This is a genomic window from Immundisolibacter sp. (assembly GCF_041625615.1).
In the GTDB taxonomy this organism is placed as follows: Bacteria; Pseudomonadota; Gammaproteobacteria; order Immundisolibacterales; family Immundisolibacteraceae; genus Immundisolibacter.
In genome coordinates, this window is record NZ_JBFJTF010000064.1 from 1 (window position 1) to 12,220 (window position 12,220).

Annotated in this window: 11 protein-coding genes and 1 tRNA gene; 4 read left to right on the top strand and 8 right to left on the bottom strand. The window is 71.2% G+C overall.

Features of this window, described 5'->3' with window-relative positions:
• On the top strand, window positions 1–674 hold a 674-nt coding region (locus ABYX71_RS06665), incomplete at its 5' end, for a phosphoadenylyl-sulfate reductase (protein ID WP_372695728.1).
• Between the two features lie 126 nt (window positions 675–800).
• Here ABYX71_RS06665 and ABYX71_RS06670 read toward each other — a convergent pair.
• The 3 genes from ABYX71_RS06670 to ABYX71_RS06680 form a co-directional block, all read right to left on the bottom strand.
• A complete protein-coding gene (locus ABYX71_RS06670) occupies window positions 801–2,567 on the bottom strand; it encodes an SLC13 family permease (RefSeq protein ID WP_372695729.1) in 1,767 nt (588 codons plus the stop codon).
• A 96-nt stretch (window positions 2,568–2,663) separates the two neighbouring features.
• Complete coding sequence (gene cysI / locus ABYX71_RS06675) at window positions 2,664–4,355, bottom strand: assimilatory sulfite reductase (NADPH) hemoprotein subunit (RefSeq protein ID WP_372695730.1); 1,692 nt, start codon at window positions 4,353–4,355, stop codon at window positions 2,664–2,666.
• 16 nt (window positions 4,356–4,371) lie between these two features.
• On the bottom strand, window positions 4,372–6,150 hold the full coding sequence (locus tag ABYX71_RS06680) for an assimilatory sulfite reductase (NADPH) flavoprotein subunit (RefSeq protein ID WP_372695731.1): 1,779 nt from the start codon (window positions 6,148–6,150) through the stop codon (window positions 4,372–4,374).
• A gap of 124 nt (window positions 6,151–6,274) precedes the next feature.
• On the opposite strand from ABYX71_RS06680, the gene corA reads away from it, so the two are divergent.
• Entirely contained in the window at window positions 6,275–7,348 is a 1,074-nt protein-coding gene (gene corA, locus ABYX71_RS06685) for a magnesium/cobalt transporter CorA (protein ID WP_372695732.1), read from the top strand.
• Window positions 7,349–7,376: 28 nt separating this feature from the next.
• Here corA and ABYX71_RS06690 read toward each other — a convergent pair whose 3' ends face one another.
• From ABYX71_RS06690 to ABYX71_RS06710, 5 genes are all read right to left on the bottom strand, one after another.
• Entirely contained in the window at window positions 7,377–7,937 is a 561-nt protein-coding gene (locus ABYX71_RS06690) for a cob(I)yrinic acid a,c-diamide adenosyltransferase (RefSeq protein ID WP_372695733.1), read from the bottom strand.
• A gap of 17 nt (window positions 7,938–7,954) precedes the next feature.
• The gene (locus tag ABYX71_RS06695) at window positions 7,955–8,512 is read right to left on the bottom strand and encodes a hypothetical protein (protein ID WP_372695734.1); all 558 of its coding nucleotides are present in this window, start codon (window positions 8,510–8,512) and stop codon (window positions 7,955–7,957) included.
• Window positions 8,513–8,596: 84 nt separating this feature from the next.
• Window positions 8,597–9,037: a PGPGW domain-containing protein gene (locus tag ABYX71_RS06700; protein WP_372695735.1), complete on the bottom strand. Its 441-nt coding sequence runs from the start codon at window positions 9,035–9,037 to the stop codon at window positions 8,597–8,599.
• Entirely contained in the window at window positions 9,031–9,711 is a 681-nt protein-coding gene (gene murU, locus ABYX71_RS06705; protein WP_372695736.1) for an N-acetylmuramate alpha-1-phosphate uridylyltransferase MurU, read from the bottom strand. The genes ABYX71_RS06700 and murU overlap by 7 nt, the downstream gene beginning before the upstream one ends.
• Entirely contained in the window at window positions 9,708–10,733 is a 1,026-nt protein-coding gene (locus ABYX71_RS06710; RefSeq protein ID WP_372695737.1) for an aminoglycoside phosphotransferase family protein, read from the bottom strand. Before ABYX71_RS06710 ends, murU begins: the two co-directional genes overlap by 4 nt.
• Before the next feature lie 91 nt (window positions 10,734–10,824).
• Between ABYX71_RS06710 and ABYX71_RS06715 the strand changes: the two genes are divergently transcribed.
• A tRNA-Thr gene (locus ABYX71_RS06715) sits at window positions 10,825–10,900 on the top strand.
• Between the two features lie 323 nt (window positions 10,901–11,223).
• The coding region (locus ABYX71_RS06720; RefSeq protein ID WP_372695738.1) for a helix-hairpin-helix domain-containing protein at window positions 11,224–12,220 on the top strand (997 nt) is incomplete at its 3' end.

Below are 12,220 nucleotides of genomic sequence, written 5' to 3' on the forward strand. Positions count from 1 at the left end.
CGCTGCACACCAACAGCTTCGGGCCGGAGGGCGTGGTGCTGACGCATCTGGTCACGCAACACGCGCCGGACATCCGCACCGTCAGCCTGGACACCGGCCGCCTGCCGGAAGAGACCTACGCTGTCGCCGAGGCGCTGCGGCGGCGTTACGGGGTGCAGATCGACTGGTACTACCCGGACGCCGACGCGCTGCGCGCGTTCACGCACCAGCACGGCGTGAATGCCTTCTACGGCAGCACCGCGCTGCGGCGGAGCTGCTGCGAAATCCGCAAGGTGGAGCCGCTGAACCGGGCACTGGCCGGCCACAGCGCCTGGGTGACGGGCCGGCGCCGCGACCAGAGCGCGCACCGCGCCGACCTGCCGGAACGCGAATGGGACGAGCGGCGCGGCATCCTCAAGTTCAACCCGCTGGCGCAATGGACCGAGGCCGACGTGTGGGCCTTCATCCGCGCCGAGGACATCCCCTACAACGCCCTGCACGACCGCAACTTTCCGAGCATTGGCTGCGCGCCATGCACGCGGGCGGTCACCCTCGGCGAGGACCCTCGCGCGGGACGCTGGTGGTGGGAGCAGGAGGGCCCGCGCGAGTGCGGCCTGCACGGCCCGGCCCGGCCCGCGCCCGAGGGCGAAGAACCCACACCCGCCGCGCCCGTACTGCCGGACGCCGGCCTCTAACGGCCCACGCCGCCACCCGCCCCGACCGGGGCGGGTGTGCATCCGCCGGCCACCGGTCCGCACCACCGTGACGTTGGCCTCACTCCGCCTGGGAGAACGCCCCGGGACATCTGCCTCCCGCCACGGTCAGACGCCCAGCATGGGCGCCAGCACCGCCAGCGTGACCAGGGCGGTGACCCCGTGCAGCGGCACGCCCAGGCGCAGGTAGTCGCCGAACCGATACCCGCCCGGCCCGAACACCATGAGGTTGGTCTGATACCCCATCGGCGTGGCGTAGCTGGCCGATGCGGCCATCACCACCGCCAGCAGCAACGGCCGCACGGCCATCCCCAGCTCCCCGGCCATGGCCAGTGTCAGCGGCACCATCAGCGCCGCCGCCGCGTTGTTGGTGATCAGCTGCGTGAGCAACAGGGTCGCCAGATACACCGTCAGCAGCGCCTGCCACGGGCCGTGCCCGATCAAACCCTGCAACCCGAGCGCCAGCGCACGTGCGGCCCCGCTGCCGTCAAGGGCAGCGCCGATGCCGATCGCGGCACCGATCGTCAGCAACACCGAACCGTCCAGGCTGCGCCGCGCCGAGGTGAAGCTCAAGCATCCGGAAGCGACCATCCCGGCGGCGCCGAACAGCGCCGCCGCGAGAATGTCCAGCAGACCGAATCCAGCCAGCGCCACCACCGCCGCGAGGATCGCCAGCGCCAGCGGCGCGCGCTCATGACGCGGCGGCGTGGCGCCGTCGATGGCGCTGATGAGCAGAAAGTCCGGGGCACGCCGGAAGCGTTCCAGGAACGACGGCCGCGCCTCCAGCAGCAGGGTGTCACCGGCCCGCAGCACGATGTCACCGATCTTGCTGCGCAGGCGCTCGCCGCTGCGCGCCACGGCGATGATGGCGGCGTCGTAGCGGTTGCGAAAACGCCCTTCCCGCACACTCTTTCCGACCACCGGACAGTGCGGCCCCACCACGGCCTCCACCAGCTGGCGCTGGTTGCGGGGACCGTCCAGCCTGAACACCTGGGTGGTCGCGGGGCTCAGACCGCGTATGCGATGCAGGTCCACCACCGACTCGACCGCACCGACGAACACCAGCCGGTCGCCGGCGGCGAGCACTTCGTCCGGCGCCACCGCCTGCAACAGGCGACCGTGGCGATCGATCTCCAGCAGGTAGAGCCCGCCGAGGGCCCACAATCCGGCCTGGGCAATGGTCTTGCCGACCAGCGGCCCGCCGCCCTGCACCAGCATCTCGGTCAGATACTCGCGCGCCGCCGCCGTGTCGGCGGCCACCGGCACGCGCTCGGGCAGCAGCCGCGGACTGGCCAGCAGCAGATACACCAGACCGGCCAGGGCCACCGGCAGGCCCACGGGCGTCACCTCAAACATGCCCAGCGCCGGCTGCCCGGCGGCCACCATGAGGCTGCTGACCACCAGATTGGTGCTGGTGCCGATCAACACGCAGGTGCCGCCCAGCATTGCCGCGTGGTTCAGCGGCAGCAGCAACTTGGAGGGCGAGATTCCGGTCCGGCGACACCAGTCCTTGACCAGCGGGATCAGCAGCGCCATCAGCGGCGTGTTGTTCAGGAACGCGCTGAGCCCGGCAGCCGGCAACATGATCCGCGCCAAGGCCCGGCGCTGCCCACGCGGCGCCCCCAGCAGCAGACGCCCGAGCCATTCCACGGCGCCGGTCTCCTGGACACCCCCGGCGACCACGTACAGCAGTGCCACCGTGACCAGGCCACTGTTGGCAAACCCGGCAAACGCCCGATCGACCGGCAGCACCGCGGCGGCGACCAGCACGGTCAACGCCGCCAGGAACACCGCCTCCACCGGCCAGCGCGTGAACAACAGGGCCACAAAGACACCGGCCACGACGGCCAGCGCCAGGATCGCTTCGAGCCCCATGTCACCTCCGGGCGTCGACACCGCTGCACCGGCCGCGGGGCCGGCAATCGCGACAGGCGCGCGCCGCCACCGCGGGCGCGCGGCGAGGCTCGGGCCTCAGTCGTGAAACTGGCGCCCGGCGGCCACCGCCGGCACCACGCCCGCGCGCACCAGAAAATCCCCAAAGTGCTCGTCGGCCTGCCGCTCGGAAGCGTAGCGCTCCAGCAGCGGGGTCAGCGCCTCGACAATGGCGTCCTCGCCGATGTTCTCGCGGTACAGCTTGCCCAGGCGCTGGCCGTGGAAGCCGGCCCCCAGGTACAGGTTGTACTTGCCGGGCGCCTTGCCGACCAGGCCGATCTCGGCAATGTACGGCCGCGCGCAGCCATTGGGGCAGCCGGTCATGCGCAGCGTGATCGGCGTGTCGGCCAGGCCGCAGGCGTCGATCACCCCGTCCAGGCGCGTGATCAGGTCCGGCAGGTAGCGCTCGCTCTCGGCCATGGCGAGCGCGCAACTGGGCATGGCCACGCAGGCCATGGCGTTTTGCCGCAGCCGCGACGCCTCGCGCTCGAGCCCGTATTCGTCGATCAGCGTCGCGATGGCCGCGCGGCGCGCGGCCTCGACACCGGCAATGGTGACGTTCTGGTTGTTGGTCAGCGCGAACAGGCCCCGATGCACGCGGGCGATCTCGCGCAAGCCCGTACGCAGGCGGCGCGCGCCACGGTCGGCGACGCGGCCGTTCTCAACGAACAGCGTGTAGTGCCAGCGCCCGTCCGGCCCCTCGTGCCAGCCGAAGGCGTCCGTGTTGCGCTCGAAGGCAAACGGCCGCGCCGGCGCCAGCGCAAAACCCAGCCGGTTTTCCAGCTCGGCCTTGAACCAGTCCACGCCACGGTCGTCGATGGTGTACTTCAGTCGCGCGTGACGGCGGTTGGTGCGGTCACCGAAATCACGCTGCACGCACACCACCTGCTCGGCCACGGCCAGGGCCTGCTCGGGCGTGCAGAAGCCCAGCACATCAGCCAGGCGCGGGTAGGTGGCCTTCTCGCCGTGGGTCATGCCCATGCCGCCGCCGACCAGCACATTCCAGCCGACCAGCTGGCCGCCGTCCTCGACCGCGATGAACGACAGGTCCTGTGCGTACACGTCGACGTCGTTGTCCGGCGGCACGGCGATGCCGATCTTGAACTTGCGCGGCAGGTACAGCGGGCCGTAGACGGGCTCCACTTCCGTGCCCGGATCCACGGCCGGCGCGTCGAGCCAGATCTCCGCGTAGGCGTTGGTGCGCGGCAGCAGATGCTCGCTGACCGCCCGCGCCAGCGCCCCGGCCGCCGCATGCAGCGGCGAGCGGTACGGATTGGCGCTGGCCAGCACGTTGCGGTTCACGTCCCCGCAGGCGGCGATGGTGTCCAGGCCCGCCGCGTGGATGGCCTGCATGGCCGGCTTGAAGTGCGGCTTGCGGATGCCGTGGAACTGGAACGTCTGGCGCGTGGTCAGGCGCAGCGTGCCGTTGGCATGCGCGCCGGCGATGTCATCCAGCGCCAGCCACTGCGCCGGCGTGCATTCACCACCCGGCAGGCGCACGCGGATCATGAACTGATACGCCGGCTCCAGCTTCTGGCGCCGGCGCTCCTCGCGCAGGTCGCGGTCGTCCTGCTGGTAGCTGCCGTGGAACTTCAGGACCGCGTTGTCGTCCGGCGCGATGGCGCCGGTCAGTGGATCGACCAGGCCATCGGCAATCGTGCCGCGCAGATGACGGCTGCGGGCCTTGATCTGTTCGACGTCGTTCAGGGTTTTCGGATCGGGCGCGTTCATGGGCTGGAACCTGCAATCAGTAGATGTCGCGCTGGTAGCGGCGCGTGCGGGCGAGTTCGCGCAGGTACTCCTCCGCTGCCTCGGCACCGAGCCCCCCTTCGGCGGCGACGATGTCGCGCAGCGCCGCATGCACGTCGGCGGCCATGGCCGTGGCGTCGCCACACACGTACACGTGGGCGCCGCTCTGCAGCCAGGCATACAGCTCGCCGCCACGCTCGCGCAGGCGGTCCTGCACATAGACCTTCCGCGCCTGGTCGCGCGAGAACGCAACATCCATGCGCGTCAGCAGGCCGTCCTTCAGCCAGCCCTGCCAGTCGGTCTGGTACAGGAAATCGGTGTGGAAATGGCGGTCACCGAAGAACAACCAGTTCTGTCCCGTCGCGCCCTGCACCTCGCGCTCCTGCAGGAAGGCCCGAAACGGCGCCACGCCGGTACCGGGGCCGATCATGATCGCCGGCACCTGCGGATCGGCCGGCAGGCGAAAGTTCTCGTTGGCCTCGATGAACACCGGCACCGTGTCGCCCGGTTGCACGCGGTCGGCCAGCCAGGTGGAGGCGACACCCGCACGCGCGCGGCCGTGGCTGTGGTAGCGCACCGCCGCCACGGTGACGTGGGCCTCGTCCGGGGAGGCTGCCAGGCTCGACGCGAGCGAGTACAGCCGCGGCGGCAGGCGGCGCAGCAGGCCCACGAAGGCATCGGCCTCCAGACCCGGCAGCGCAAACTCCTGCACCACGTCGATGATCTGCCGCCCGTCCAGAAACGCGCGCAGCGCCGCCTCGTTGCCGTCCGCCAGCAGCGCGGTCAGCCTGTCAGCGCCGGCCAGCGCGGCCCAGCCGGCCAGGAACGGTCGCGTCAGCGCGGTGATCTCCAGATGACCGGTCAGCGCCTGGGCCAGCGGCAGCGTCACCCCGCCCACGCTGACCGGCGCCTCGGCGGACAGGTCCAGCACGGACAGCAACTCGTCGACCAGCCGCGGGTCGTTCTGCGCCAGCACGCCCAGCGCATCGCCCGGCGTGTAGCTCAAGCCGGGCACGGCCAGTTCGATGTGGCGGGTTTCCTTGTCCGAGCCACGTCCGTTCAGGACGATGTTTTCGAGCACCTCGGCCTGGTACGGGTTGCGCTTGTCGTACTGCATGCCGCCGCCGACCGGCGTGAGCGCCGGCGTGGCACGCACCGCCGGCGCGCTGCCCACGCGGCCGAGCAGCTGCTCCATCCAGGCCGCGGCTGCGTCGTCGTAGTCGATGTCGCAATCCACCCGCTCGAACAGGCGCTGCGCGCCCTGCTTTTCGAACGCGGCATCGAAGTCCTTGCCGGTCTGGCAATAGAACTGATAACTCGAATCCCCCAGCGCCAGCACCGCGTAGCGCAGGCTCTCCAGCCGCGGCGCCTTGCGCCCGTGCAGGTACTCGTGCAGCTCGCGCGCGCTGTCCGGCGGCTCGCCCTCGCCGTGGGTGCTGACGATCAGCGCCAGCGTGCGCTCGTCGCGCAACCGGACGGGCTTGTAATCGGCAGTGCTGGTCAGCGTCACCGCCAGCCCGCGCGCCTGTGCCAGCTCCGCCAGGCGTCGCGCCAGCTTGGCGCCGTTGCCGCTCTGCGAGCCATACAGCACCGTCAGCGCCCCGGCCGCCGTCGCGGCCGGCGTCGCCGGCACATCACCGCCGTGCTGCGCATGGGCGGCCAGGTAGCCGCTGACCCACAGCAGCTGGGCAGGCGACAGTTCGCCGACCAGTGTCCGCAGGCGCTCGGCCTGGGCGTCGGTCAGCGGGAGATGGGCAGCGGTGATGGGCGCATTCATGACGATCGGCACAATCTGAGCGAGGTCGGCATCATAGAAAGCGCTTTTATGTGAGGGAAGAAATAAATATCTAGTTATTTATTCCTTACTCTTATAAACGCCCGCCCTGCCGCACGGAGCCCGCATGGTCGACCTGTTTCACAAACACTACGCCCCGCCGGGCAGCGCCCCTGGGGAACTGCGTCCACCGGCAACGGCACCGCACACGGTGGTGCACGTCCTGGGGTACGACGCCGACACCATCCGATACGACAGCCCCGGCCTGCCGCAGGAGCCGGCCACGCTGCGCCAGCCTGGAACGGTGCTGTGGCTGCACTTTGCCGGCACGCCACGGGTGGACGACCTGCGCCGCACCGGCGAGGCGTTCGGCCTGCACCCGCTGGCGCTCGAGGACGTGATGAACCACGGCCAGCGGCCGAAGCTCGACGTGTTCGACGACCACCTGTTCCTGGAACTGCGCTGCCTGACACAGGGCAGTGAACGACCGACGGTCGACGACTTCGCGCTGTTCCTCGGTGGCGATTTCGTGATCAGCATCTACCACGGCGACGAGGACCTGTTCGCCGGCGTGCGCGCCCGCCTGCACGACCCGGCCAGCCGCCTGCGCCGCGCCGGCGCCGACCGTCTGGCGCACGCCCTGCTGGACGCAGTGGTCGACCACGCCTTTCCGGTGCTCGAGACGCTCGGCGAGCGCATCGAGGACCTGGAAACCGACCTGCTGGATCACCCGGGGCCGGACGCCCTGCACGAGCTGCACCGCCTGAAGCGCGAAACCCTGCTGATCCGCCGCGCCGTGTGGCCGGCGCGCGATGTGCTGGCCAGCCTGTCGCGCGGTGATTCACCGCTGGTGGCGGAGGCCACGCGCATCTACTTTCGCGACGTCAGCGACCACGCCGTGCAGATCATCGAACTGCTGGAGAGTTACCGCGACATGCTGGCCGGCATGCTCGATCTGTACCTGTCGAGCATCAGCAACCGGCAGAACGAAGTGATGAAGGTACTGACCGTGATCGCCACGGTGTTCATCCCGCTGACCTTCCTGGTCGGCGTCTACGGCATGAACTTCAGCGTCAACCCGACCAGTCCCTGGGCCATGCCGGAACTGCACTGGGACTACGGCTACCCGGTGCTGTGGCTCGTGATGCTGGCCGTGGCCGGGGCCATGCTGGTGTATTTCAAGCGACGCCGCTGGTTCTAGAACGGCCGGCGACCCGCCGGCAGGCGCTTCAGCTGCCGGGCGGCGGCGCCGGACGCTGCCAGACCACGTCGGCCACGCCGGCAGCGCGGTTCAGCGACCGCGAGAGCACGAACAACAGGTCCGACAGCCGGTTCAGGTAACGCAGCGCCGGGCCGTTGACCGGCTCCTGCGCCTGCAGCGTCACCACCCGGCGCTCGGCGCGCCGGCACACCGTGCGCGCCAGGTGGCAGGTGGCGGCTGCCGGGCTGCCGCCGGGCAGGATGAAATCCGCCAGCGGTTCGAGCTGCGCGTTCAGCGTGTCCAGCCAGGTCTCCAGCGCCGTCACGTGCGCATCGGTGATGATGCTGTGGCCGGGAATGCACAGCTCGCCGCCCAGGTCGAACAGCCGGTGCTGGACATCACCCAGCCAGGCGTCGATCGGCGCCGGCAGTGTGTGCGTGCGCAGCAGCCCGAGCACGCTGTTGAGCTCGTCGACCGTGCCGTAGGCTTCCACCCGCGCGGCATCCTTGGCCACCCGCGAGCCGTCACCCAGGCCGGTGCTGCCCTGATCCCCGGTGCGCGTATAGATGCGTGTCAGGCGCTTGCCCATGGGTGGCCCCTATCCGTTCAGGCCGCCGCCGCGGCCGGACGCACGTCGGCACCCAGCAACCGCGCAAGCAGCAGCCCGAAAGCGCCATACAGGAAGGCCTGCGCCAGGTAGCCGGGCAGGTACACCGCCACGCGACCGGCGAATTCCATCACCGTCAACTCGGCCACGGCCGGCGAGAAGGCATAGAAACCAAGGTTCGAGATGGCGAAGAACGCCACCGTACCGGCCACCAGCCAGGCGGTGCCGCGCAGCAGTCCCGGCACCGACTCCAGCAGCCCGGTCGCGCGGCCGCCGGCCAGCCACAGCGCACCGTAGGCCGGCAACAGCAGGGCGTACCCCGGCGTCACGCAGGCAGCGCTCACGCCGCCCCACAGGGCCATCAGGTCGATCAACCCGGCGACCCCCGCAAACAGCGCGAACCAGCCGACCCGCCGCAACAGGAGGCCGCCGAGGAAGAACGCCGCCACGCTGGCGTCCCCGGGGCCGATCAGGTCGGCGAAGTGATGGCTGCGCGTGGCGGCCATGGCGGCCAGCAGCACGGCGGCGACGGCAACGGTCGAAACGGTGCGGGTCATGCGTCGGGTCTCCTCGAAAACGGCGCCGGTGCAGGCGCCGGCGGGCGCAAAGCTTACGGCAAAATGCGGCCTCGACCCACCCGGTCAGGGCAGATGCAGCGGCGGCCGGCCGGCCTGTTCGCGCATCCGGCCGATGGCCGCGCGCACCGCCGGCCGGCTCACCACCCAGCGCTCGAGGCGGTACTTGCCGGGCAGGTTCAGCAGCGCAAACGCCGCCAGCAGGGCCACCAGTCCCGGCCCGGGCAGCACCAGCATGGCCAGGCCGGCCACCAGCAGCACCGCGCCCAGCGTGTTCTTGATCACCAGCAGCAGCAGCCGCAACACCCAGTGACCGGTGTGCGGGCGCGGCGGGCGGTGTTCGCGATAGAAGTAGTCCTGCGGCAGGCGCGCCACCAACAGCGGCAACAGCAGCACCGTCGCCAGCAGGGTCAGCAGCGACACCGGCGTGGCCCACACCAGCCAGCCGGGGTCGATGCCGAGCGTGCCCAGCAGGTCTCCGGCACGGGCGCGCAGTGTGTCTAGCACGGCGGCTGCTGGGCAGCGGCCAGGCGCTGCGGCGTGCCCACGTCCAGCCACGGGCCGGGGTAATGCTCGCCGCTGACCAGGCCGCGGTCGGCGGCGGCACGCAGCAGCGGAGTCAGACTGAAGCTGTCCGGCCCCGCATGGCCGGCCAGCAGCGCGGGATCGATGACGCTGATGCCGGCAAAGGTCAGCCGCCCCGCCTCCTCGTTTGTAACCCGGGGGTTGGCAACCCGGGCATCGTCGGCCAGCGCAAAGTCGCCCCCCGGGTTGTGGTCGGGGTTGTCGACCAGCACCAGGTGCGCCAGCCCGGCCGGCCGGCGCGGCAAGGCGCCGAACGGATAGCCGCTGTGGACATCGGCGTTGACCAGCACGAACGGCGCCGGTCCCAGCAACGGCAGCGCCCGCAGCACGCCGCCCCCGGTGCCCAGCGGACCGTCCGGCTCGCGTGAGTAGTCGATGCGCACACCCAGCGCCGTGCCGTCGCCAAGCGCCGCCTCGATCTGCTCGCCGCGGTAGGCCAGGTTGACCACCAGCTCGCGCAGGCCCGCGGCCGCCAGCGCCTCCACCAGATGCACGATCAGCGGGCGGCCGTTGACCGCCAGGAGCGGCTTCGGCAGGGTCCGGGTGAGTGCGCCCATGCGCGTGCCCAGCCCGGCAGCGAGGATCATTGCCTTCATGCCGCCGCCCGGGCGTGCAGGCCCGCCAGCAGTTGCGCCAGCGGCGCCAGCAGCGGGGTGCGCGCGGCGGCGGCCTCGATGTAGCCGACGAAACGCGGCGTCTCGGCCAGGTAGCGCGGCTTGCCGTCGCGGTAATTGAGGCGCGCGAAGATGCCCAGCACCTTCAGGTGACGCTGCGCCCCCATCAGGTCGCAGTCCTCGCCAAAGGCGGCCAGCGAGTCCGGCACCCCCAGCCCGGCCGCGCGCGCCTGGCGCCAGTAGCGTTCCAGCCAGGCCTGCTCGCGCGCCGGCGGCCACGACAGGAAGGCGTCGCGCAGCAGCGACACCACGTCATAGCTGATCGGCCCGTAGACGGCGTCCTGAAAGTCCAGGATGCCCGGCCCGTGCTCGCCCGGCATCAGGTTGCGCGGCATGTAGTCGCGGTGCACGAACACCGGCGCCTGGGCCAGCGCGCGCTCGATCAGCTGCGCCCGCAGCGCCTGCCAGGCGGCCGCCTCGGCGGCCGTGAACGCGAGCCCGAGATGCCGCGCCACGTACCAGTCGGGAAACAGATCCAGCTCGCGGCCCAGCAATGCCGCATCGTACGGCGGCAGCACGTCCGGCCGACTGGCCTGCTGCCAGCGCACCAGCGCGTCGATGGCGGCCGTCATCAGCGCCTGCGCGTTGTCCTCGGCCAGCACCTCCAGGTAGGTCTGCCGCCCAAGGTCGCTCAGCAGCAGAAAGCCGCGCTCGAGGTCCGCCGCCAGCACCTGCGGCGCGTGCAGGCCGGCGTCGCGCAGCAGGCCGGCCACGTGGACAAACGGCCGGCAGTCTTCGGCCGGCGGCGGCGCGTCCATGGCAATCAGGCTGCCGGGGCCGTGATACACGCGGAAATAGCGACGGAAGCTGGCATCGGCAGACGCCGGCTCCAGCGTGAACGCGTCCAGCCGCCCGCCCAACCAGTCGGTGAGCGCGCACAGGCGGGAATCGGACACGTCGACAGCGGACACGGGCAGGCAGGACCAAGGGCAGATCACCCGCATTCTAGCCACTTGCGTCGTCCGACGCTGCGACGTTAGACGCCCGCCGAACCGGCCGCCTATAATTGCCCGCCCGGCACCCCCCGCCGGACCCGCCGTTGTAGCTCAGTTGGTAGAGCAGCTGATTCGTAATCAGCAGGTCGGAGGTTCGAGTCCTCTCAACGGCACCACCTCAAAATCAAGCGGTTAGCGGCCTTCCTGGCGCCTCGCCGCACGGCCGCTGGCGCCACCTGGGCGCGCGTCAGGCGCGCGCCGCCGCACCGGCATTCGCTGCGCAGTCCGGACTTGGCATCACACCGCCCCCCGGTTTGCCCAACCGCCACGTCACCGCGCGGGCGCCGAAAAGGACGCGTGGCCGGCACCGCATGCCTCGCCCCCAGCGTTCTCGCCAATCGCCCGGCACAGGCCCTCGCGGCCACGGGCGCGCTGCCAAGGCGCGGCGGTACATCTACACTCGACAGGGGTCAGCCACGCCACCGCGCGGAGCCCCGGCATGCCCGTTCACAACGCCGACATCGCCGCCGTCTTCGAGCAGATTGCCGAGCTGCTTGAACTGCAGGGCGCCAACCCGTTTCGGGTGCGTGCCTACCGCAACGCCGCGCGCACCGTGGGCGACCACGGCCGCGACCTGGCGACGCTGGCCGCCCGCGACGAGCCCTTGCCCAAGCTGCCCGGCATCGGCAAGGACCTGTCGGCCAGGATCCGCGAGATCGCCACCACCGGCCACTGCGCCCTGCTGGAGCGGCTGCATCACCAGGTGCCGGCCGCGCTGACCGAACTGCTGCGCGTGCCGGGGCTCGGCCCCAAGCGCGTCAGGGCCCTGCACCAGGGGCTGGCGGTGGACACCGTGGCGCAGCTGCGCAAGGCGGCGCAGGCCGGGCGCATCCGCGAGCTGCCCGGCTTCGGCGCCAAGACCGAACAGCGCATCCTCCAGCACCTGCGGGCACAGGCCGCGGCGCCGGAAACGCGCATGCTGCTGCCCGTGGCCGCCCAGTACGCCGAGGCGCTGGCCGACTGGCTGCGCGGCGCGCCACAGGTGCAGCGGCTGGAAATCGCCGGCAGCTACCGCCGGCGCCGCGAAACCGTGGGCGACATCGACATCCTGGTCGCCAGCAGCGAACCGGCACCGGTGATGCAGCGCTTCACCGGCTACGACGAAGTGCGCCAGATCCTCGGCCAGGGCAGTACCCGCGCCTCGGTGGTGCTCGCCTGCGGCCTGCAGGTGGACCTGCGCGTGGTCGAGCCGGCCGCCTTCGGCGCCGCCCTGCACTACTTCACCGGCAGCAGGGCGCACAACATCGCCATCCGCAGGCGCGCCCAGGCGCGCGGGCTCAAGATCAACGAATACGGCGTGTTCCGCGACAAGGCGCGCGTTGCCGGGGAGACGGAAGAATCCGTGTTCGCCGCCGTCGACCTGCCGTGGATTGCTCCCGAGCTGCGCGAGGACCGGGGCGAGATCGCGTGGGCCGCGCGCGCGCCGCTGCCGCGCC

Coding starts and splice junctions, on each gene's coding strand:
- ABYX71_RS06670 (WP_372695729.1), bottom strand. CDS start 2,567: ATGGGGCTCGAAGCGATCCTGGCGCTGGCCGTCGTGGCCGGTGTCTTT.
- cysI (WP_372695730.1), bottom strand. CDS start 4,355: ATGAACGCGCCCGATCCGAAAACCCTGAACGACGTCGAACAGATCAAG.
- ABYX71_RS06680 (WP_372695731.1), bottom strand. CDS start 6,150: ATGAATGCGCCCATCACCGCTGCCCATCTCCCGCTGACCGACGCCCAG.
- corA (WP_372695732.1), top strand. CDS start 6,275: ATGGTCGACCTGTTTCACAAACACTACGCCCCGCCGGGCAGCGCCCCT.
- ABYX71_RS06690 (WP_372695733.1), bottom strand. CDS start 7,937: ATGGGCAAGCGCCTGACACGCATCTATACGCGCACCGGGGATCAGGGC.
- ABYX71_RS06695 (WP_372695734.1), bottom strand. CDS start 8,512: ATGACCCGCACCGTTTCGACCGTTGCCGTCGCCGCCGTGCTGCTGGCC.
- murU (WP_372695736.1), bottom strand. CDS start 9,711: ATGAAGGCAATGATCCTCGCTGCCGGGCTGGGCACGCGCATGGGCGCA.
- ABYX71_RS06710 (WP_372695737.1), bottom strand. CDS start 10,733: ATGCGGGTGATCTGCCCTTGGTCCTGCCTGCCCGTGTCCGCTGTCGAC.